This is a genomic window from Halomonas sp. MMH1-48, from assembly GCF_022348105.1.
Taxonomy (GTDB): Bacteria; Pseudomonadota; Gammaproteobacteria; order Pseudomonadales; family Halomonadaceae; genus Vreelandella; species Vreelandella piezotolerans.
In genome coordinates, this window is record NZ_JAKRFL010000003.1 from 124,214 (window position 1) to 146,153 (window position 21,940).

General features: G+C 58.2%; 18 protein-coding genes. 13 read left to right on the forward strand and 5 right to left on the reverse strand.

Annotated elements, in window-relative coordinates; genetic code table 11:
• Positions 1–864 (reverse strand): EamA family transporter, encoded by an 864-nt coding sequence (locus tag MHM37_RS04285; RefSeq protein WP_239295997.1) that lies wholly within the window; start codon positions 862–864, stop codon positions 1–3.
• Positions 865–1,097: 233 nt separating this feature from the next.
• On the opposite strand from MHM37_RS04285, the gene MHM37_RS04290 reads away from it, so the two are divergent.
• The 11 genes from MHM37_RS04290 to MHM37_RS04340 all read left to right on the forward strand — a co-directional run bounded on the left by MHM37_RS04290 (position 1,098) and on the right by MHM37_RS04340 (position 15,025).
• The gene (locus tag MHM37_RS04290) at positions 1,098–2,108 is read left to right on the forward strand and encodes a DctP family TRAP transporter solute-binding subunit (protein WP_239295996.1); all 1,011 of its coding nucleotides are present in this window, start codon (positions 1,098–1,100) and stop codon (positions 2,106–2,108) included.
• Between the two features lie 59 nt (positions 2,109–2,167).
• On the forward strand, positions 2,168–2,647 hold the full coding sequence (locus MHM37_RS04295; RefSeq protein ID WP_239295995.1) for a TRAP transporter small permease: 480 nt from the start codon (positions 2,168–2,170) through the stop codon (positions 2,645–2,647).
• On the forward strand, positions 2,637–3,938 hold the full coding sequence (locus tag MHM37_RS04300; RefSeq protein ID WP_239295994.1) for a TRAP transporter large permease: 1,302 nt from the start codon (positions 2,637–2,639) through the stop codon (positions 3,936–3,938). Before MHM37_RS04295 ends, MHM37_RS04300 begins: the two co-directional genes overlap by 11 nt.
• Positions 3,939–4,368: 430 nt before the next feature.
• The gene (locus tag MHM37_RS04305; RefSeq protein ID WP_139526433.1) at positions 4,369–5,349 is read left to right on the forward strand and encodes a TAXI family TRAP transporter solute-binding subunit; all 981 of its coding nucleotides are present in this window, start codon (positions 4,369–4,371) and stop codon (positions 5,347–5,349) included.
• Positions 5,350–5,484: 135 nt separating this feature from the next.
• Complete coding sequence (locus MHM37_RS04310; protein WP_239295993.1) at positions 5,485–8,085, forward strand: TRAP transporter permease; 2,601 nt, start codon at positions 5,485–5,487, stop codon at positions 8,083–8,085.
• Between the two features lie 10 nt (positions 8,086–8,095).
• Complete coding sequence (locus MHM37_RS04315; protein WP_139526435.1) at positions 8,096–8,524, forward strand: universal stress protein; 429 nt, start codon at positions 8,096–8,098, stop codon at positions 8,522–8,524.
• A gap of 282 nt (positions 8,525–8,806) precedes the next feature.
• Positions 8,807–9,628, forward strand: coding sequence for a DUF2189 domain-containing protein (locus MHM37_RS04320; protein WP_139526436.1), 822 nt, complete (start codon positions 8,807–8,809; stop codon positions 9,626–9,628).
• A 150-nt stretch (positions 9,629–9,778) separates the two neighbouring features.
• Positions 9,779–10,306, forward strand: coding sequence for a molybdopterin-dependent oxidoreductase (locus MHM37_RS04325; protein WP_231125552.1), 528 nt, complete (start codon positions 9,779–9,781; stop codon positions 10,304–10,306).
• The gene (locus MHM37_RS04330; RefSeq protein WP_239295992.1) at positions 10,296–12,539 is read left to right on the forward strand and encodes an ATP-binding protein; all 2,244 of its coding nucleotides are present in this window, start codon (positions 10,296–10,298) and stop codon (positions 12,537–12,539) included. Before MHM37_RS04325 ends, MHM37_RS04330 begins: the two co-directional genes overlap by 11 nt.
• Positions 12,520–13,677: a nitric oxide-sensing protein NosP gene (nosP, locus tag MHM37_RS04335; RefSeq protein ID WP_239295991.1), complete on the forward strand. Its 1,158-nt coding sequence runs from the start codon at positions 12,520–12,522 to the stop codon at positions 13,675–13,677. Before MHM37_RS04330 ends, nosP begins: the two co-directional genes overlap by 20 nt.
• Positions 13,655–15,025, forward strand: a complete 1,371-nt coding sequence (locus tag MHM37_RS04340; protein WP_239295990.1) for a hybrid sensor histidine kinase/response regulator — start codon at positions 13,655–13,657, stop codon at positions 15,023–15,025. Before nosP ends, MHM37_RS04340 begins: the two co-directional genes overlap by 23 nt.
• Here MHM37_RS04340 and MHM37_RS04345 read toward each other — a convergent pair.
• Positions 15,022–15,702 carry a response regulator transcription factor gene (locus MHM37_RS04345; protein WP_153842545.1) on the reverse strand — a complete coding sequence of 227 codons (681 nt, stop codon included), beginning with the start codon at positions 15,700–15,702 and terminating at the stop codon, positions 15,022–15,024. The two genes, MHM37_RS04340 and MHM37_RS04345, sit on opposite strands and share 4 nt — an antisense overlap.
• A gap of 117 nt (positions 15,703–15,819) precedes the next feature.
• On the opposite strand from MHM37_RS04345, the gene MHM37_RS04350 reads away from it, so the two are divergent.
• Positions 15,820–17,340: an aldehyde dehydrogenase family protein gene (locus MHM37_RS04350; RefSeq protein ID WP_239295989.1), complete on the forward strand. Its 1,521-nt coding sequence runs from the start codon at positions 15,820–15,822 to the stop codon at positions 17,338–17,340.
• Between the two features lie 68 nt (positions 17,341–17,408).
• Here MHM37_RS04350 and betT read toward each other — a convergent pair whose 3' ends face one another.
• Positions 17,409–19,457: a choline BCCT transporter BetT gene (betT, locus tag MHM37_RS04355; protein WP_139526442.1), complete on the reverse strand. Its 2,049-nt coding sequence runs from the start codon at positions 19,455–19,457 to the stop codon at positions 17,409–17,411.
• Positions 19,458–19,674: 217 nt separating this feature from the next.
• Positions 19,675–20,082, reverse strand: a complete 408-nt coding sequence (locus MHM37_RS04360; protein WP_239295988.1) for a hypothetical protein — start codon at positions 20,080–20,082, stop codon at positions 19,675–19,677.
• A gap of 181 nt (positions 20,083–20,263) precedes the next feature.
• Here MHM37_RS04360 and MHM37_RS04365 point away from each other — a divergent pair, with 181 nt between their 5' ends.
• A complete protein-coding gene (locus MHM37_RS04365) occupies positions 20,264–21,202 on the forward strand; it encodes an alpha/beta hydrolase (RefSeq protein WP_239295987.1) in 939 nt (312 codons plus the stop codon).
• Here MHM37_RS04365 and MHM37_RS04370 read toward each other — a convergent pair.
• Entirely contained in the window at positions 21,187–21,933 is a 747-nt protein-coding gene (locus MHM37_RS04370) for a response regulator (RefSeq protein WP_139526445.1), read from the reverse strand. The genes MHM37_RS04365 and MHM37_RS04370 overlap by 16 nt on opposite strands.
• Positions 21,934–21,940: the final 7 nt, after the last annotated feature.

The window sequence follows — 21,940 nt, forward strand, 5'->3', positions numbered from 1 at the left end:
TCACGCCCTGGTTGGCGGCTGTTGGCCAAATTTCAGCACGATCAGGGCGATGCCTGCGACCACCAAGCCGCCGCCGACCAGTTTATGCACCCCCAGCGGGTCGTCCATCAGTAGCGCGCCTAAGCCCACCGCAAACACGGGGGTGAGTAGTGTCATCGGCACCACACGATTCACCGGATGGCGGCGTAGCAGCGCGTACCAAATGCCGTAAGCCGCTATGGACGACATGATCGCGGTGTACGCCACCGCTCCCCAGCCCAACCAGCTGGCCCGAGTGATGGCTTGCCACTGGTGTTGTTCAAAGAGCCACGAACCTACGGCCACTTGAGGCACCGCAAAGAGCGCCACCCAGCCTGCCAGCGCCAGCGGGGCGATGGGCGGTCCGCGCTTGATCAAGAGCTGTGAGACGGCCCAGCCAAGTGCGCTTAGCAGCAGAATGGTCAATGGCAGCGGTGACGGAAGCGTGGGCCCGCCTGCTAGCACCACCACCCCCGCAAACGAGAGCAGCAAGCCCGCCAAACGCTTGGGGCCCAGTGTCTCTTTCAAGAAGATCACCGCCAAGAGGGTGGCAAAGGGCGTGCCCATTTGAACGAGCAGCGCCCCGGTACCTGCTTCGGCTTGCCCTAGCCCAATGAACAACAACGCAAAGTGAAGGCTGCCAAACGTGATGGATAGCAATATTAAAAAGGGTAGCTGTGCCCGAGCGACCGGGTAAAACGGCACCAGCAGCGCGGCGACCAACATAAAGCGCAGCGTCGTCATTAACAGTGGCGGCAGCTCCGCTACGCCCACTTTGATCACGATGATGTTGAGCGACCAGATGACGATGACCAGCAGGCCCAGGAGAAAATCACGAAGCGGCACGTATCTATCCTTGAAACGCTGAAGGAGACAACAGCTTATCAGCAAGCACGTGATGCATCGAAAGTTGATGGTTAAAAGCCTAATCAATGGCTTTCTTTCATTCGTCGAGTGCCTACAATGGGGTGTCGCTCGCTATGGCGATTGCCGCCATTGAGCGACATTTGGTCAGGAGGTGTAAGCTTGCCCCGACACTTCATGAACACCCCATAAAAAAGAAAAAAGGATCGACAATAATGACGCTGACACGCTCTATGGCTCGTCTTACCGCTGGCTTGGCTGGCGCTGCACTGCTCTCGGCTGCTTTTTCCGCGCAGGCCCGCGAACTCTCGGTCTCTACCGTGCTTTCAGATGCCTTTCCTTGGGGGCAGGCCGCTGAAAAGTGGGCAGAGCTGGTTGAAGAACGCAGCGGGGGTGAACTTACCCTGCGGGTCTATCCGAATTCACAGCTGGTATCGGGTGACCAAACCCGCGAATTTTCTGCCATGCGCTCTGGCCTGATCGATGCCGCTGTTGGCTCCACCATCAACTGGTCACCCCAGGTACCGGAACTGAACTTGTTCTCGTTGCCGTTTTTCATTCCTGACGAGGCCGCCGTCGATGCCGTGACCGGCGGGGACGCAGGCACGATGGTGTTCGAAGCGATCGAATCACGTGGCGTTATTCCTTTGGCCTGGGGCGAAAACGGCTTTCGTCAGGTATCCAACTCCCGCGGCCCGATCAGTCAGCCAGAGGATCTGGAAGGTCTGAAGATCCGTGTGGTGGGCTCGCCGCTATTCCAGGATACGTTCTCTGCGCTAGGTGCCGACCCTACGCAGATGAGCTGGACCGATGCCCAGCCCGCTCTCACCACGGGCGCGGTCGATGGCCAGGAAAACCCGCTGTCGGTCTTTGACGTGGCGCGTATCGACCAAGTAGGCCAGGAGCATTTGACGCTCTGGAACTATATGAACGATCCACTGATTTTTGCCGTCAACCAGCAAGTCTGGCAGACATTGAGCGAAGAGCAGCAAACGATGCTGCGCGAGACGGCCGAAGAGGCGGGTGCCTGGGAAATCGCCATGACTCGTGAGCAGGAGAGCGAGCGTCTGGCCGCGATTCAAGAGCGTGGTGTCACAGTGACCGAGCTGACCGATGCGCAGTACCAAGCCTTCGTGGATGCCACTCAGTCCGTTTATGAAAAGTGGGCCCCGCGCATTGGTGAAGAGGTGGTCGAAGCCGCCCAAGCCGCTATCGACGCCCGTTGATGTTCGCATGTTTTCGCTGCCGCCCTTACAGGGCGGCAGCTTGCTGATGTGAGACTGCCATGAAAGGCTTTCCCGATGCGCGCCCCGAACGCTGGCTTGGCGCGATTTCGTTGATCGTGATTGCGCTGATTAGCCTAGGCAATGTGGTCACGCGGTATCTGACAGGCGGCTCGTTTTCGTTCACCGAAGAGTTTTCCGTCTTCCTACTGGTTGTACTGACCTTTGCTGGGGCGTCGGTTGCTTTGAGGCGCGACCGTCATATCCGTATTGGCTTTTTAGAGCGCGCATTGCCACCTCGCTGGCGTGGTGCGCTGATTCTTTTTCAAGCCCTGTGTGGCTTGATCGTGCTGGGCTTAATCACTTGGTACGGTGGCAAGCTAGCGTGGCAGGAGTACCAATGGGAGTCGCTCTCGCCGGGCTTAGGGCTGCCACAGTGGTGGTATTTGGTATGGCTGCCCGTGCTGTCGGCGGCCATGCTGTGGCGTTTGGTGCAGCAAACCCGTGATCGGTTTGCGGGGGAGATCAACGGTGACACCTGATATCTGGATGATTTTAGCGTTCGCCGGACTGCTGATTGCTGGCGTGTCGGTGGCGTTCTCGCTGGCCCTGTCTGGAGCGGTGGGCATCGTACTGGGGCTGTCACCGGATATGTTGGCTACCCTGGGCACCAATACCTACAACAGCATCGCCAAGTATCCTCTGATTGCCATTCCGCTGTTCATTCTTACCGGGCTGATTTTCGAGCGGGCAGGGGTCGCGCTACGCCTAGTGCGTTTCGCCCAAGCGCTGATTGGTCCCCGCCACGGCGGGCTGGCACTGGTCGCGGTATTGGTGTGCATGATCATGGGGGGGATGAGCGGCTCTGGGCCCGCCGATGCCGCCGCCGTGGCGATGGTGATGCTACCCAGCATGACCAAAGCGGGCTACCCCAAACCGTTCTCTGCCACGCTCATTGCGGCGTCGGCCTCTACGGCGATTTTGATTCCACCATCGGTGGCGCTGATTCTCTACTCGATTGTGGTACCCGGCGTTGATCTCCGGGCGCTGTTTGCAGCGGGGCTTTTCCCGGGCGTCTTAGCCGGATTGGCGTTGCTGGTGCCAGCCATGCTGGCTGCCAAGCGTCATGGCTGGGAGGGGACACCGGTAGAAGGAGCTGAAAGGCTGACGGTACGAGGCACCTTCCGTGAAGCGCTACCTGCTTTGTTTGCGCCGGTGCTGATTTTAGGGGGGCTGCGTTCAGGCCTCTTTACCCCCACGGAAGCCGCCGTGGTCGCCGTTGCCTACGGAGCGGTAGTAGGCCTGTTCTTGACGCGAGAACTCACGCTGCGCGATGTATGGGAGCTGCTAGGGGAGGCCGCGATCATCTCAGGCGTGGTCATGTTGATCATTGCGTTGGCAGGTATCTTCGCTTGGGCAGGCACCATGCTGGGCACCTTCCGTCATTTGGCAGAGTGGATCATTGGCTTGACCGACAACGGAGTGCTGCTGCTAATACTCATCATGTTAGCGGTGCTGGTAGCGGGCATGCTGCTAGACGCGATTTCCATTTACCTGATCATGATGCCGATTCTGATTCCGGTAATGCAGCACTTCGAGTGGAACCCGGTGTGGTTTGGCATATTGTTGGCCATGAACATTGCGATCGGTCAGTTTACCCCGCCGGTGGCGGTGAATCTGATGGTGACCACGGAAGTTGCCAAGATTCGCTTGGAGCACACACTTGGCTGGGCGCTGCTCTTTGTGGTGGCCATGGGCGGCGCCTTGGCGCTCGTCGCCATCTTTCCAAGCATCGCGCTCTGGCTCCCCACGGTGCTGGGCTATAACGTTTGAGCATGGCAGGGATACGATCAGTGATGGCCCATGCCAAACCGGCATACCTTTATGCCTATGTTTAACGCTTACTAAACGTTACAGGCCGCTAGACTTGTCGAGTATCACCCAACGTGCACACGGGGATGCTTGGTGTGGCTTAGAACAATAGGCCGAGTGGCGTCTTTGTCAGTGCCTATCTCAGCGATCACCACTGGTGAAAAGAACGAAACGTCAAGTGGCGATGCTGCACTGCATCCTCGGTTAAATGACATCGCGCTTCGCCAATTAGCTTTTTTTTCGCTAAAGTAGGAACAGTCGGCACTAAGTGCCGAGGTTGATAACAGACTGTCTTGACAACGTTTTGGAACCTATACACCTGAAGGGAACCGTTCTGCAGGTGGCTTCAAAGCGCATAACGCTCACAACATCAAGATAAAGAGGTGTGTTCATGAAACGCCATGTATTTTCTACCGCGGCCTTTTCAGGCGCGTTCATCGCGGCGGCAACCTTCGCCTCTCCGGCCGTTGCCCAGGAGCGCTACATCACGATCGGTACCGGTGGCCAAACCGGTGTTTATTATGTCGTTGGCCAGTCGGTATGCCGCATGGTCAACCGTGGCAGCGATGAGCACAACATCCGCTGTAACGCTCCGTCCACCGGTGGCTCCGTGGCTAACGTCAACGGCATGAAGAGCGGCGAGCTGGACATGGGTGTCGTACAGTCCGACGTTCAGTACCGCGCTTATAATGGCGAAGCTAACTTCGAGGAAGAAGGCGCTTGGGAAGATATGCGTGCCGTCTTCACCATGCACGGTGAGCCGCTGACCGTGGTGGCCCGCGCGGATTCCGGTATCGAAAACATCAGCGACTTCCCTGGCAAGCGCGTCAACATCGGTAACCCCGGTTCTGGCCAGCGTAACACCATGGACGTGGTCATGGATGCGTTCGGTTGGGATGAAGACACCTTCGCACTGGCGTCTCAGCTCGACGCGGCCGAGCAGGCGGCTGCCCTGTCTGACAACAACATCGATGCCATGGTGTACGTGGTAGGTCACCCCAATGGCTCTATCCAAGAAGCGACCACCACCATCGATGCGCGTCTGGTCTCCGTGACCGGTGAAGAGATCGACGGCTTGATCGAAGAGTACCCCTACTACACCCGTTCCGTGATTCCGGGTGGCCTCTACCGTGGTAACGACGAAGACGTCGAGACTTTCGGCGTTGCGGCTACGTTCGTTTCCTCGACCGCCGTCGATGAAGACATCGTTTACGAAACCGTGAAAGCCGTCTTCGAAAACTTCGATCGCTTCAAGCGTCTGCACCCGGCGTTCGAGAACCTGAACGAAGAAGACATGATCTCTGATGGCTTGACGGCGCCGCTGCACGATGGCGCAGCACGTTACTATCGTGAGCGCGGCTGGATCGAATAAGTCGTAAAAAGAGTGACGCTATTGACGAAAGGTGAATGGCGTCGCTTTGAGTTGCAAAGCGCGGGCACCTTGGGTGTCCGCGCTTCTTGTTGAGAGCGCTGATTGTCAGCGCTGACCATTAGGCAGGGCAAGCGTATGCGTGATGACAAACACCCTTCGGCAGCCGCTGAGAACGACCTGGAGGATATGGTCGCTTCCAGCGATACAGGGGCAAGGAAACCCCTAGGCGTACCCGGTAAGCTGCTAGTGAGTATTGCAGCCGCTTGGTCGCTGTTTCAGCTATGGATTGCATCGCCACTTCCCTACATCGTTGGCTTTGGCGTGTTCAGCGCCACAGAGGCGCGCTCGATTCATTTGGCGTTTGCGCTCTTTCTAGCCTTTATGGCGTACCCCGCCTTCAAACGTTCGCCGCGCGATCGCGTGCCGCTGGCCGACTGGGTTCTTGCGGCAGTGGCAGCCTTTTGCGGCGCCTATCTGTTTATTTTCTATGCGGATTTGGCCCAGCGGCCTGGGTTGCCGATTACCCAGGATATCGTCGTGGGCGTCGTCGGCATATTGATGTTGTTAGAAGCCACGCGCCGCGCATTGGGGCCACCCTTGATGATTGTGGCGGCGGTTTTTATCGCCTATTCACTGTTTGGTCCTTACATGCCCGGCATTTTGGCCCACCGTGGCGTGAGCCTCGGCGGTTTGATCAATCACCAGTGGTTGGGTACGCAAGGCGTGTTCGGGATTGCGCTGGGGGTCTCCACCAGCTTCGTGTTCCTGTTCGTGTTGTTCGGTGCACTGTTGGATAAAGCAGGCGCCGGTAACTACTTCATCAAAGTGGCGTTCTCGATGCTTGGCCACTTCAAAGGCGGCCCGGCGAAAGCAGCCGTGGTCGCCTCAGGCATGACCGGTTTGATCTCGGGGTCGTCGATTGCCAATACCGTGACGACCGGTACCTTTACGATTCCGATGATGAAGCGAGTCGGCTTTAGCGCTGAAAAAGCGGGCGCGGTGGAAGTGTCGTCTTCGGTGAACGGCCAAATCATGCCACCCGTCATGGGGGCAGCGGCGTTTTTGATGGTGGAGTACGTCGGTATTCCCTACGTCGACGTGATCAAGCACGCCTTCTTGCCAGCGCTGATCTCTTATATCGCCCTGATCTACATCGTTCACCTGGAAGCGCTCAAGGCCAATATGAAAGGCCTGCCTTCCAGCAACCCGGCGCGCCCGCTGTTGAACAAGGTGATCGGTTTCATGACCGGCTTGCTACTGCTCATGGGGCTCTCGATTGCCGTCTACTATGGCCTGGGATGGTTAAAACCCGTGCTGGGTGAAGCGACGCCATGGGTGGTGTCTGTCGGTCTTGCGATTGTCTACGTGGCGCTGTTGAAAGTGAGTGCTAACTACCCCGAACTGGAGATGGATGATCCTAACTCGGAGGTCGTTAAGCTGCCGCAAACCCGTCCCACGGTGATGGTGGGCCTTCACTATATTCTCCCTGTGGTCGTTCTGGTGTGGTGCCTGATGGTCGAGCGTCTATCTCCTGGGCTATCAGCGTTCTGGGCCACCATGTTCATGATCTTCATCATGGTGACGCAGCGCCCGATCATTGCGCTCTTCCGTGGTCGTAGCCGGATGGCGGCGGATATTAAAGAAGGCTTTAAAGACCTGTGGGATGGCTTAGTGACGGGTGCCAGAAACATGATTGGGATCGGTATCGCGACGGCCACAGCGGGTATCGTGGTCGGGGCGGTGTCGCAAACCGGTGTGGGCTTGGTGCTGGCAGACGTCGTCGAGATTCTTTCCGGCGGCAACCTGATGATGATTCTGCTGCTGACGGCCCTGCTGAGCTTGATCCTGGGCATGGGCTTACCGACAACCGCCAACTACATCGTGGTGTCGGCGCTGATGGCTCCTGTCATCGTGCTACTGGGCCAGCAAAATGGCCTGATCGTCCCACTGATTGCCGTGCACCTGTTCGTGTTTTACTTCGGTATCATGGCGGATGTCACGCCACCGGTAGGTTTGGCCTCCTTTGCGGCGGCGGCCGTGTCGGGTGGGGATCCGCTGCGCACTGGCTTCCAGGCGTTTTATTACAGCCTACGTACCGCTGCGCTGCCATTCCTGTTCATCTTCAATACGGACCTGCTGCTGATCGATGTCACGGTGATGCAGGGTATTTTGGTGTTCATAGTGGCCACCATTGCCATGCTGATCTTTGCGGCAGGCACTCAGGGCTACATACTGACCCGCAACCGCTGGTACGAATCGCTGCTGCTGCTGCTGGTCGCCTTTACGCTGTTCCGCCCCGGCTTCTGGATGGACAAAATCCACGACCCCTATGAATCGGTGCCACCTGCGCAATTTGCCGAGGCACTGGGCCGGGTCGATGACGGTAGCAACCTGCGCGTGCAAATTGCCGGTGAAGACGATTTCGGGGCGCCGATGACCACCTATATGCTCGTCCCCGTGCCGCGCGGTGAAACAGGTGAAGAGCGCATGGCGAATCTAGGTATCGAACTTTACGAAGATGGTGACCAAACCTTGGTCGATTTCGTCGAGTTCGGCAGCCAAGCGGCCGAGCTGGGCTTTGATTTCGACCAAGAGATTCTCGAAGTGCTGGCCCCGGTGGATCGCTGGACCAAAGAGTGGATGTGGCTCCCTGCACTGGGCATCTTTGGCTTGGTCGTGGTTATGCAACGCCGTCGTCGGCGTCATGAGCAATCCAACGAAGTGGCCGCTGCCTAAGGAGGTTGCCATGTACCATAAAGTGCTACTCCCCGTGGATTTGAACGAAGAAGCCTCATGGAAGAAAGCGCTGCCTACGGCAGTAACGCTGTGCCAAACCTTTGGTGCGTCGCTGCATGTGGTATCGGTTCTTCCAGAATTCACTATGCCTATGGTGGGCGCTTATTTTCCGAAAAACTTCTCGGAAAAAGCGCACTTGGCAATGAAAGAGGCGCAGCACACCTTCATTCAAGAGCATGTGCCGGAAGGGATCAAAACCCAAAGCGTAATCGTCGATGGTTCACCGTGGGAAGCCATCATCAAGGTCGGCAAGAAGATCGATGCTGATCTGATCGTGATGGCGTCGCACACCAAGCGCAAATTCGTCGATTATGTGCTCGGTCCCAACGCGGAACATGTCGTTCATCATGCCAAGGTATCAGTGATGATCGTGCGCTGAACGCCGTTACCCCAACGAAGCTCCAGGCCAGTGGCCTGGAGTTTTTTTTTGTCATCAATATCGTGAATTGCTAACGCATCGATTTAATCGTCGTTGAGAGCGCTAAAGGAGGATTTTTTGTACCGAGTGGCGGTAAAGCTCTTCGGTCGGCATTGGCTCAGCTACATTAAAAGAACATTAAGCCATTAACGTTGGATTAATGGTGTCAACACACATGGTAGCTATTTACCTTGGTGCTTGGGTCAGAGACAGCCATTTGGGGTAAATCACAGGAGTTACGCCATGAATGCAGTAACAACAAAAACACACGGCCAATCAGCCGACGCGCCCAACGTTAAAATCATCATCAACAAAGTCGGGATGGACAGACCAAAGGCTTGGCTTGCCGCCGGTATGGAAGACTTCCGCCGTGCGACTGCCGTCAGTCTTTCGTATGGCATGTTTTGGGTTGGTTTGAGTATTGCCATCACGTTAGGGGCCTACACACTGGGTTATTGGCACTGGCTGCTGCCCATGATTGCGGGCTTCATGTTCATTGGGCCGCTCGTGGCGGTGGGTTCTTACGGCATCAGCTTGGCGCTCGAGCGTGGGCGGGTGCCTAACTTGGGCGATGCCTTCGGCAGTTGGCGGCCGCATGCTGGGCAGTTGGCCATGATGGGCGTGATGATGATGATTTTCTTTCTAGCCTGGATACGTCTGGCTACGCTGCTGTTTGCACTTTTCTTCGGTTTTGAAGTACCTAGCCCGGCAACGCTTTATACGGCCTTGGTCACCACACCGGAAGGGCTCAGCATGCTGGCGGTCGGCACAGTGGCAGGTGGCATTCTTGCCTTTGGCGCTTTCGCCATTAGCGTGGTCGCTATTCCAACTCTGATGGATCAAGATCTGACGTTCATGGAAGGCATCGAGGCTAGCGTGCGCTGCGTGGCGCGTAACTTCCGGACCATGCTGCTATGGGCTGCTATTTTAACCGGCTGCGTCGTCGTTGGGGTGATGACCTTCTACATCGGTCTGGCCCTCATACTGCCCGTGCTTGGTCACGCTAGCTGGCATGCCTACGAAGAACTCGTTCGGTTCGAGCCGGTCGAGAAGCTGAGTACTTAACGACATCTCCGCTACATTTCTCATCGCTAAGTAAAAAAGTCGACATTCGACTGACCAATGAAACGAGATGGCGTACCCTAACGCCATCTCTTTTTTATTGCCTGGAGCGGCCGCTGCTGCGTCGTTCAGGCACTGCGATACGAGGAGTCGATGGTGAAAGCGTTGTTATTGGGGTGGACTATGCTGGCGTTCAGCATTCCCCATACGGGGCTAGCGGACGCGGCTGAGGCAGACGTGGATAAATTGGCCGCTCCTGATGGGCCCGTCATCCTCAAAATAGATGGTGAAGTAACGGCAGCCAACGTCGAGGAAGAGGCCCATTTTGACCGTGAGATGTTGGGCGCGCTGCCGCAGCACGCTTTTACGACCGGTACACCGTGGACCGAGGGAGCGAGCCACTACCGCGGCCCGCTGATGCGCACGCTGCTCGAGCATGTAGGGGCCGAAGGCAACACCATTAACGTAGCGGCCTTGAACGGTTATGAGGCCGAAATTCCTATTGAGGATTTTTACGACTACGACGTTATTTTGGCACTAGAGCGGGACGGGCAGGCCATTCCTATCCGCGAATATGGCCCACTATGGGTGCTATATCCATTCGACCATGATGAGGCGCTGTTGAGCGAGCGTATGCGTTTCAGGGCCGTATGGCAGGTCATGCACATCAATGTCCGTTAGTGAGTCCGCTCGGGCACCCCGCCTGCTACGCTACCCGCGCCGCCTCAAGCTGGTAGCGATCATCACCGTACTGCTGTTTGCGGCTGCGTTGGTGGTGGCTGGCCTTTCGGCATGGCGGCAGGATAATTTGACGCAGAGTTTGCGAGAGGACACCGCCTGGGTGGTCTATAAACTCGACCGCGATGCCGTGCAATTGCTCAATCATTTGTTGGCCGACACGCGGGGCCCCCTATCGCCTGCCGCCCAGGATGCCCTCAATCTTCGCTTCGAATTGCTCTATAGCCGGATCACCCTGCTGCGAGAGGGAGAGGTTAGTTCGCTATTGCAAAGTATCAGTGCAGCGAGCGAGCTGTTGGATCAGATTCAGCAGCAGCTCGACACCCTCGATCCCATGTTCGAACCCCACGAGGAGATGGATCGGCTGCCCGTCACGGCCTTGGAGAGCGAGCTTCAATCGCTTACCCGCTTGACCGAGCGCTTGGTGATTGCGATCAACGGTTATCTAGCGGAATCCGCCACCGAAGAGAGGGCGCTGCTAAGTACGCTCTATAAGCTGCTCATTTCGCTGCTGATTGGAATAAGCTTTGCCGTGTTGACGGTGATCGTCTTTTTGGTGCGTGAAATGCGCGAAAGCGCAGCGGCGCGTCGAGAACAAGAGCAGCTCAGTAAACAGCTTCAGGTCACAGCGAAGCAGGCCCAAGCGGCCAATCATGCAAAGTCAGACTTTCTCGCCATGGTCAGTCACGAAATTCGTACGCCGCTCAATGGTGTGATTGGCATGAGCGAGCTGCTGCGCGAGCCCGCCAGCCCCGCCCAGGTCGAAGACTATGCTCGCACTATTCACGATAGTGCCAATCAGTTACTGGCGATGATCAATGAGATCCTCGATTTTTCTAAAATCGAGGCCGGCCATTTGACCCTGGAGACGTCGCCTACGGCGCTGACGCCGCTAGTCGAAGGTGTCATGGCGCTATTCGAGCCAAGAGCGCAAGCAAAAGGGCTGCAACTATCGCTTCACGTGGACCCACTCGTGCCAGCATGGGTCATGATCGATGCGGGGCGTCTGCGGCAAATACTGCTCAATCTCATTGCCAATGCGATCAAATTCACTGATTACGGCAGCGTCTCGGTACGCGTCTCCTCGACCGTTGAGCATTTGCTCTTTGATATTAGCGATACCGGTTGTGGTCTGAACAGTGAACAGCAAGAAACGCTCTTCGAACCCTTTCAGCAGGCGGATGAGAGCGTCGCGCGCCGCTACGGCGGCACCGGTTTGGGATTGGCAATCTGTAAACGGCTGAGCGAAGCCATGCAGGGACGTCTGGGTGTCGACAGCACGCCGGGTCAAGGCAGTACGTTTTGGTGCGAACTGCCGTTAGTTGAGGCTTCTCCTGTCAGCTCGCCCCTACCCGTTGAGCCAGCGCGAGATTTTGACGGCACCTCGTTGCTGCTGGTCGAGGACAATGCGGTCAATCGCAAAGTCGCGGTCGGACTTTTGTCGCGACTTGGTTGCGAGGTGGTGTGCGCAGAAAACGGCCGCGAAGCCCTTGCCATGGTACGACGCCAGCAGGTACATCTTATTTTCATGGACATACAGCTTCCTGATATCGACGGCGTGACGGTGACCCAGCGATTGCGTGAAATGGGCGGCTGGTGCAGCGAGGTGCCCATCGTGGCCATGACCGCAGGGGGGGCAGAGGATGATCGTCGCCGCTGCCTCGCTGCGGGTATGAATGACTACATCACCAAGCCGCTCTCGCTGTTGGCGCTTGGCAACGTGTTGGCGCTGCAGCTATCAACGACACCAACACCGATGATGCCGATTCCTTCTGCGTTACGTGAGGAAGGAGGTGACGCGGCCCTACTCAATGAAACGACGTTGGCCACCCTCGTCGGCTCGCTGGGGGCTGATAGTGTCGATCAACTGGCAGTGCTCTATCATCAGCAGGCGAGTGACTACATTGCCCAGCTTTCTGGCTACTTTGCTGCCGGGAGCACGTCGAGTCGTGACCACTGGCGTCAGGTCGAGCGGCTAGCGCATCAACTGCGGGGCGAGTCAGTGAGCATGGGCGCAGAGCAGTTGGCTGCGCAAGCCAAGCGGTTGGAGAGCATGGCTGCGCTTGACGAGGCATCGCTCGAGCTGCTAACAGCGTGTTTTGACACGCTGCGTCACTGCGCTGCACGAACTTATGCCGCGCTGGAGAGATGGCGTCGTGACCACCCGCTTCACTAATCATGGTTTGAGTGCGGCCGCGAGCCGTGAGCCCAACCCTCAGGATGCTGCCCATGCGCTGGCTCTCGCGCTGTGTCACGAGCACGCCGGTTTCGTGCTGTTCTTTTGTAGCGCTGAGTATCCGCTGTCGCAGCTAGCGGACGCGCTTTGTCAGGCGTTTGGCGAGCTTCCAGTCAGTGGCTGTACGACGGCGGGTGAGCTGACGCCCGATGGCTACGATCGCGGCTCTATTGTCGCCATCTGTTTCGATAGGCGCTTGTTTGCCGTCGAAACCGCGCTGATTGATGACCTCGAACACTTTGATTTGCCCACCGCTCAACCGCTGGTCGATGGGCTACTGGAGCGCTGCCGCCAGCAAGCCGTGGCGCCGGTCAATGAGCATAGCTTTGCTCTGACACTGCTGGATGGGCTTTCCAGCCGTGAAGAGCAGGTGCTGGCAACGCTGGATGCCGCGCTTGGGCGCATTCCAAGTTTTGGCGGCTCCGCCGGGGACGACAACCACCTCACCCACACCCATGTGTATGCTGAGGGTCGCTTCCATACTCGGGCGGCCGTGGTGGTCATGATCAATACGCGGCTGCCGTTCGATGTCTTCTCTACCCATCACCTAGAGCCGCTGGCGCATAAGCTCGTGGTCACCGCTGTCGACCGAGAGCGCCGCCGGGTGCTGGAACTCAATGGCCTGCCGGCTGCCGAGTTGTATGCTTCCCTCGTGGGATGCCCGGTGGAAGCACTGACGCCTGCGGTCTTTGCCCAGCATCCGCTGGCGGTGCATTTAGGTGGGCAGCACTATATTCGCTCGATTCAGCGGGTCAACGACGACGGTAGTCTCAGCTTCTATTGCGCGGTGGAAAACGGCATTGTGCTGACCGCCATGCAACCCACGCCGCTATTGGAAGATTTGGCTCGTATGCTGCAGGACGTGGAAGAGCGCCTCGGCGAACCCGCAGCGATCATCGGCTGTGACTGCTTTTTGCGGCGAATGGCGCTCGAGTCGATGGAACAACTCGATCGAGCCTCCGCACTACTGCGCCAGGCAAGAGTGATCGGTTTCAATACTTACGGCGAGCAGCACCACGGGATGCATGTGAATCAAACCTTTACGGGGGTGGCCTTTGGCACTCTTCCAGCTCTCTGATGCGCCGTCGTCGAACGACGTGGCGGCCCTGCGTGAAGAGAATCAGCGCCTGCGCAAAGTGTGTGCAGCGCTCATGGAGCGCGTGGAGTCCGGCGGTACTCCTAATGGGGCGCCCTATGCGGCCTTCGAGCGCTCGGTGCTGTTGGCCGAGCAGGTGCGCGAGCGCACCGACGCGCTGCACCGCACGTTGGATGAACTAAGCCAGGTCAACGGCCGGCTGCTGGCCGCCAATGCCGACGCCCAGGCGGCCAACGCATCGAAAACCAAATTTCTGGCAGCCGTCAGTCATGACCTGCTTCAGCCGCTCAACGCGGCTCGACTGTTTGCCAGTGCCCTGGAAGCCCATGCGCTTCCGGCAGCGTCCCAAGCACTGGTCGGCCATATTGGCCGGTCGCTGAAAGATGTCGAAGGGCTGTTGGGAACGCTGGTGGACATCTCCCGCCTGGACGCCGGTGTACTCCACGCTGATAAGGCACCCTTTGCCGTTAGCACGCTGTTGGATGCGCTGGCCGAGGAGTATCGCCAAGTCGCCGGGGTGCGCGGGCTAACTCTCCACTACGTACCTTCTCAGGTATGGGTGGAGTCGGACTTGGCGCTATTGGCGCGGGTGGTTCGCAATTTTCTCAGCAACGCGGTGCGCTACACCGAGCATGGCCATTTGCTATTAGGCTGCCGCCGTCGCCGTGAGGGGTTGGAGATCATGGTGGGTGATACGGGGCCAGGAATTCCAGAACCGCAGCGTCAAGCGATATTTCTGGAGTTTCGCCGCGCCAGTCAGCCTCAGGCGAACCAGAGTCGCGGGCTGGGATTGGGGTTGGCCATCGTGGACCGCATTAGCACGATGCTGGGCCATCCTGTTCGGTTGGCCTCTCAGTTGGGACACGGCTCTCTGTTCTCGATTTTGGTGCCCTATGCCGATATCGGCAAGGACCAAGCTGCCCAGCCGCGAACGTCCATCGAGTGGGATGTCGATCCCTTGCAGGGGTGCGTCGTGTGGGTGGTGGACGATGATCCGGCCATTACCGAAGGTATGCAGGCGCTCTTGGGCGGTTGGGGATGCCGGGTACGAGCGGCTGCGACGGTGAGCGCGTTGGAGGCGGCCAGCGACGGTGAACGTCCGGCCGTGCTGTTGGTGGATTACCACCTCGGCGAGCATCGTGAGAACGGTATCGATCTCGCCGCCAGGCTGCGCCGCCGCTATCCCGGATTAGCGGCCGTGGTCATTACGGCCAATCACGAAGCCGCCGTAAAGCGGGCCACCCGCGAAGCGGGCATCCACTACCTGTTGAAACCGCTCAAGCCGCTGCGCCTCAAAATGCTGCTGGGCACGCTGTTGGAGAACGGCTAGCGCGCCGGGCGTTTGGCTAAATAGCCGCTCAAATCTTCCTCACCCGCCATGACAATGGCGTGCACTCGGCTGCTCGCGCCGAGCTTACGCAAAATCGCCGATACATGGGTTTTGACCGTGGTTTCGGCAATGTTCAGTTCCCGGGCGATCTGTTTGTTGGACATGCCCTGACTCATACAGCTCAACACGTCTAACTGCTTCTCCGTGAGCCGCGTCAGCCTGCTTGTCGGAGTAGTCGAAGGGGAAGCGACCGAGGCCGCGCGTGACGGAGGGGGAGGTCGGCGCATGATATCAGCGGGTAAGTAGAGCTGTCCCTGAAGAATTTGCTGCAGAGCAGCCAGCAGCTGCGCGCGCGGGGTCGATTTAGGGATGTAGCCCACGGCACCGAGCGTAATGGCATCGAGCACGAGCTGGCGCTCTTGATGCGCCGAGACGATGGCCACCGGCAGCCAGGGGAAGGTCTCGCGTAGGGTTTTCAACCCCTCCAGCCCATCGGCATCCGGCAGGCTCAAATCCAGCAGCAGCAGATCCAACCCTTCTTGTGTATCGATACGTGCCATGGCCGCGGCGAGGCTATCGGCCTCGAACAGCTGCGTATCGGTGAAGCCGCTGACGATCACTGCTTGCAGCGCATCGCGAAACAGCGGATGGTCATCTGCCACTAACAGCGAGTACATGGCGTCTCCTACCAAGGAATGAGGGTGCGTCCTGCCATCGGGCTATATCGTGATCGGCGCAAGTGGCCAACACTGGGTAGGCACCTTTTAACAATCATAATACTCAGGAGCAGTACCATGATCTACGCCAACCCAGGTGAAGCGGGCTCGGTTGTATCGTTCGAAAAGCGCTACGGCAACTACATCGACGGCGAATTCGTTCCCCCCGTGAACGGTCAGTATTTCGACAACGTTAGCCCAGTCAATGGCAAAGTGTTCTGTGAAATTCCCCGCTCCAGCGCGGAAGACATCGAAAAAGCGTTGGATGCTGCCCACAAAGCCGCCCCGGCCTGGAGCAAAACGTCGGTGCAAGAGCGCAGCAATATCCTGCTCAAAATCGCCGACCGCCTCGAGCAAAATCTCGAAATGCTGGCCGTGGCCGAAACGTGGGACAACGGCAAAGCTGTGCGTGAAACCCTCAATGCGGACATCCCACTGGCGGTCGACCACTTCCGCTACTTCGCTGGCTGCCTGCGCTCCCAAGAGGGGACCGCGGCCGATATCGACGCCAATACCGTGGCGTACCATTTCCACGAGCCGCTGGGCGTGGTGGGGCAAATCATCCCCTGGAACTTCCCGATTCTCATGGCGGCCTGGAAGCTAGGCCCGGCGCTAGCGGCAGGTAACTGTGTCGTTCTCAAGCCCGCCGAGCAGACGCCTGCTTCCATTTTGAAAGTGGTCGAGTTGATTGGCGACCTGCTGCCGCCTGGCGTACTCAATATCGTCAACGGCTTCGGCGCAGAAGCCGGTCAGGCGCTGGCCACCAGTAAGCGCATTGCCAAGATTGCCTTCACCGGCTCGACGCCCGTGGGCTCACACATTCTGAAATGCGCAGCAGAGAACATCATTCCCTCTACCGTCGAGCTGGGCGGTAAGTCCCCCAACATCTACTTCGCCGATATCATGAACGCCGAGCCGACCTTCATCGACAAAGCGGTCGAAGGGCTGGTACTGGCGTTCTTCAACCAGGGTGAAGTGTGTACCTGCCCATCGCGTGCGCTGATTCAAGAGAGCATGTACGACGAGTTCATGGCAAAGGTCATCGAGCGTACCAAGACCATCAAGCGTGGGAACCCGCTGGATACCGATGTGCAGGTAGGTGCGCAGGCTTCCCAAGAGCAGTTCGACAAGATCATGTCGTACATGGATATCGCCCGTGACGAGGGCGCCGAATTCCTCACTGGGGGCAATAAAGAGACGTTGGATGACAGCATCAATAGCGGTTACTACATTCAGCCGACGCTGTTGAAAGGCAATAATCAGATGCGCGTGTTCCAGGAGGAGATTTTTGGTCCGGTGGTGGCGGTGACCACCTTCAAGGACGAAGAAGAAGCGCTGGCGATTGCCAACGATACCGAGTTTGGCTTGGGGGCTGGCGTGTGGAGCCGCGATATCAACGTCGCCTTCCGCATGGGGCGTGGCATTCAAGCGGGCCGCGTATGGACTAACTGCTACCATCAGTATCCCGCCCACGCAGCCTTTGGGGGCTACAAGAAATCCGGCGTTGGCCGCGAAACCCACAAGGTAGCGCTCGAGCACTACCAGCAAACCAAGAACCTGCTGGTCAGTTACGATATCAATCCGCTGGGCTTCTTCTGAGTCGCGCGAGTACGCAAAGCAAAAAACCCCGGTCGATATGACCGGGGTTTCTTATTGAGCGAATGCCATTACATCTGAGCATCCTCCGGCGGTTCGCCGATGGTGCCTGGCATAGCCTGCACATGGCCCATCTGCTGGCCCGCCAGGGTGAGGAAGTGTAGGTGACGTTCGTACTCTGCCACCAGGTCTCCAATCACTTGACCCCGGGTGTAGCCGTTGAGGTCTTTTTCCTGACCACCTTCTGCCAAATAGACGTCCAAACGCACGTAGAAGTCATCGTCTGCGGGGATGAAACTCGGTGTGCGCATGCGGTGCGGGCAAACCTGATAGACGAAGCTCGTCGCGTCGCCAAGGTCGACCTGCAGCGTCAGCGTGGGCAGTGATTCCCCCTCGACCTGTTCTTCGGTGACGTTGGCCGTCTGGCCCCGGCTCTCGAGCTCCTGGGCAAACTGTGTCATCGCCGGACGAATCGAGTGCTCGATGGTGGCGGCGGCACCTGCACGGTTGGAAGTGTCCAGCGCGCGGTCCAGGCGCTCGCGCCAGTCGCCGCCGGGCGCGCTGCCCGCAATCATGCGGCGGGCGTCGGCTTTGCTGCCTTCCAGCTTCAGTGCTTTGTAAGTCCCCACCATGATGGCGAAGATCACCACCGAGAACGGCAGCGCGGTGATCACCACGGCGCTTTGCAGCGCGTTCAGCCCGCCAGCCATCAACAGCGCGACGGTGATCAGGCCAATCACGGCCGACCAGAAAATACGCAGTTTCACCGGTGCGTCGTGGTTCACGTCGCTCAAGATCGAAGTGAAGTTGGCCAGCACCAGCGCACCCGAATCCGCCGAGGTAATGAAGAATACGATCCCCAGAACGGTCACGACCGCAGCGGTGATGCCCACGTAGGGGTAGTACTCCAACAGCGTATAGAGCGTGGTCTGTGGCGAATTCAAGGCCTGCTCGCCCAGTTCGGCAACGCCTTGGTTGGCCACCAGTTCGATACCGCTGTTACCGAAAATGGACATCCATACCATCATGAACGAGAGCGGAATGAACAGGGCGCCGGCCACGAATTGGCGAATGGTACGGCCGCGGGAGATGCGCGCCAGAAACAGCCCGACGAAAGGCGTCCAGGCGATCCACCAGCCCCAGAAGAAGATGGTCCACCACATTTTCCACTCTTGGGCACCTTCATCGGCAAAGGCGTAAGTATCGAAGCTGGCAGCAACGAAGCCTGAGAGGTAGTCGCCAGCGTTGTTGACCACTTTATCCAGCAGCACCAGGGTGTCACCGGAGAAAAGAACGAACAGCATCAGCGCCAGAGCCAGCAGCATGTTGAACTCGGAGAGGCGGCGGATGCCTTTCTCGACACCCGTCACCACCGAGATCGTGGCAAGCACGACCACCAGGACGATCAAGATGACCTGAACCGTCAAGGTTTCCGGCACGTCGAACATATAATTCAAGCCGTAGTTGAGCTGGATTACCCCAATACCCAAGCTGGTGGCGATCCCGAATACGGTCGAGATCACGGCGGTGATATCCACGGCGTTGCCAATTGGGCCGTGAATGCGCTTGCCCAGCAGCGGATAGAGCGCACTACGAATCGCCAGCGGCAAACGGTGGCGGTAGCTGAAGTAGGCCAGTGCCATGCCCATCAGCACGTACAGCCCCCAACCGGAGAGCCCCCAGTGCAGATAGGTTTGAACGACGGCGTTACGCATGGCCTCTTGGCTTTCAGGGGTTAGATCGGGCGGCGCCAAATAGTGGGCGACCGGCTCGGCAACGCTGAAAAACAAGAGGTCAATGCCGATACCTGCGGCAAACAGCATGGCCGACCAGGAGAGTAACGAGAACTCGGGCCGTGAGTGGTCGGGTCCTAGGCGAATGCTGCCGTAACGGGACATGCCAATGAGGATGACGAACACCAGGTACGCCACGATGGCCAACATGTAGTACCAGCCAAAGGTTTCGCTCACCCAGGCGAGACCTGCATCGAAGAAGGCGCCTGCTTGCTCGGTGAACAGCATCGTCATGATCAAGAACACGAGAATACCCGCGACACTGCCGTGGAAAACCACGGGGTTCAAGCGGTCTCGGGAGGGGAGGACGGGGTTGTCTTTCGCCATGGAGGCGGACTCCTGTTGTTAAGACAAAGAAGAAAATACGTTATTTTTGAATGAACGTTCAAATAAAATACGCGGTTTAGACGCTCGCTTCAAGTCGTTGGCCGAGGGTGAGAGATGGGGTGGTCGCGTATGAGAGGAGTATAGAAACAAACGCGCCCAGCTAGGCTGGGCGCGAAGAGCGTATTAGACGCTAAATAAACGATTTCTCGATAGAGGTTTACTCAGCGTTCATCTCATGGGCAGCATCGTCGTGGTGGCCGCGCTTGCCATGACCACCATGGCCGCGCTCTTGGCGATACTCTGCGAGCATCTCATGCATGGCATTACTGAGCGCCTGCTGCTCTTCTTCGGAGAGAATCTCGGCGACTCGGGCCTGGTGCTCTTCACGCAGCGCCAGAACGGCTTCACGGTGCTCGGCGTGGGCCTCATCGAGCGCTGCTTGCTGCTCCTCGCTGAGTTCCGCGCGCTGGTAGACCTCCTGACGACGCTCTTCCATGCGCTCTTTCATGGCTTCTCGATCCATGCCTTGTCCGTCGTGTTGATCCGCTTGTGCAGTGAAGGCGAGTGGCATTAGGGCAACGGCCAGAAACGCGGGAGCAAACAGTTGGCGAAGTGACATCTTCATGGCATACCTCATCGGTGAATACGTGGTAATTTGACGATGTCAGTATTCAATGGCTTGGTGTAAAACGGTTGCACAAAGTGTGCAACAACCGTGATCTTGCTCAGACAATTCGAGAATGAGAACACGGGGCGATCGAGCGGTGAGGGGAAACGCCACTACCGATGGTCAGAAGGAGAATTGCATGCCCGATATGCTTGGTCTTCGACGAATCGTGGGCTTCAGCGCGCTTGCGTTATGGTTAAGCGGCTGCGGCGCCACCCATCAAGTCACTCAGGGTGAGCCTGCCATCGAGCAGAGTGCCCTGCGTGAGCCCCAGCCGTTCACCCGACTGGACCCCCAACGCTATACACCAGAGGCGTGGCCCGAACCCTTACGTGCCCACGTGCTGCTCCCCAGTACGCAAAGCAGCGCGCTTCGCCCAGCAGCGCTTGTCGTGCATGGGGGCGGCTGGCGGAATCGTGGGCCGGAGGATATGGAGCGTATCGCAGAGCAGTTAGCGGCTCAGGGATACGTGACGGTAAATATCGAACACCGTTTTGCCCCCGACTATCGCTTCCCCGCCCAGCTACACGATCTTCAGCAGGCCATGGCCTGGATACACGCGAACGCCGCGACATGGCAGATCGATACCGACCGCATTGTCGGTGTCGGTTTCTCCTCCGGCGCGCATTTGGTCAGCCTGCTGGCGCTTGCGCGCAGTGACGGCCCGCTGGCAGATCCTTACGGCGGTGAGCACGCACGCTTGGCTGCGGTCATGGCCGGAGGATTACCCAGTGATCTGCTGAAGTTCGACGATGGCCGCTTGGTGGTCGATTTTATCGGCGGGACGCGGGCCGAGCGGCCGGAAGCTTACGCATTGGCCTCTCCGGCACGCCAGATTACCGCGAAGGCACCGCCCTTTTTTCTGTTTCACGGCAGTTGGGATCAGCTCGTGCCGGTCGACCACGCCACTGACTTCTACGCGGCGTTGAAAGCCCAGGGAACGCCTAGCGAACTCTATCTACAGCGTGGGCGAGGCCATGTCACGAGCTTCCTGCTGCGTGGCAGTGCCATCGAAGCGGGCATTGCGTTTTTGAATCGCCAGGTTGCACTTAGGGAAGCGGCTTACCCCTCGGGCTGATATTTGTAGCCCACGCCATACACCGAGCGAATGATCTCCTGCTCGGGTAGCGCTTCGGTGATTTTTTTACGCAGCTTCTTGATATGGCTGTCAACGGTACGTTCGGAGACGATGCGGTTGTCACGATACATATGGTCCATTAGCTGCTCGCGGCTGAAAATACGTCCGGGCGACTGCATCATGACTCGCAGTAACTGAAACTCCACTGCCGTGAGCCCCAGGTCGTGACCATTGACCAGCGCTTGCCAGCCCTCTTCGTCCAGCGTGACCGGGGCGAGTTTGACGGTCGTCGGAGCATCGCCCTGAGCGGCGGCCTGGCTTCTGCGCAGCACGGCCTTTACCCGGGCGACGACTTCGCGGGGACTAAAGGGTTTGCAAATGTAATCATCGGCGCCCAGTTCGAGCCCGAGTAAGCGGTCGACCTCCTCGACCTTGGCCGTGACCATGATGATCGGGAGCGTGGGCCACTGTTGGCGAATTTCCCGACAGAGCGTCAGGCCATCCTTACCTGGCAGCATCACGTCCAATAGCACCAGGGACGTCGCGTGTTGAGTGAGCCATGGCATGACCTCGCCACCGTGGCTGATGATGATCGGGGCGAAGTTGTTGTTTTGCAGATAGTCGGCCATGAGCCGGGCGATTTTGGGCTCGTCCTCGACGATCAGTAGAGGAGTATCCTCTGTGAGGCCGTCGTGAGATGAAGCGTCGGGGTGTGCAGCACTCTGAGACATATCGGCT